The following is a 613-nucleotide window of genomic DNA, read 5'->3' as shown; positions in this document are numbered from 1 at the left end:
CATGGTGCTTTACTTTTCCGAAGTTTACCCTTTGTTTGACCGCAGTATCTTAGCGTTATGGGTTACTATTACGCCGGCATTACTGTTGGCGTGGCGAGTAACCTTTCGTACCGTTTTGGCCTATTTGCGAAAAATGGGCTTCAACACTCGCACCGCTATCATCATCGGCCAGACCCCTCACGGCATTACCCTTGCCAACGAGATTCAAAACCACACCGAGCATGGTGTTCTATTTGACGGCTTCTATGACGAACGCTCTAGCGACAGATTGCCTAGCTCCGAATACCCAATCAAAGGCGCGGTAAACCAAGCGTTAGAACGGGCAAAACGAGGAGAAGTCGATTACGTATACATTGCGATGCCAATGCATGCTAAAGAGCGCATTGCTTCCATCCTGAACCAGTTCTCCGACACCACAGCGAACACTTATCTGATCCCGGATTTCTTTACTTACAACCTGCTCCATTCTCGCTGGGATCAAATTGGTCAAGTTCAAACTCTCAGCGTGTTCGATACGCCTTTTGCTGGCGTTTCATCCTGGATTAAACGCTTCGAAGACATTTTGTTCTCTAGCATTATCTTAGTGTTGATATCACCAATCCTGCTTGCTATC

At 47.1% G+C, this 613-nt stretch carries 1 pseudogene; it reads left to right on the top strand.

Annotated elements, in window-relative coordinates:
* Positions 1–613, top strand: a pseudogene (locus R7Q11_RS27570) (undecaprenyl-phosphate glucose phosphotransferase); the annotation flags it as partial.

This window comes from Vibrio sp. 970 (assembly GCF_033339075.1).
This window is presented reverse-complemented; position numbering and strand designations above follow the sequence as displayed.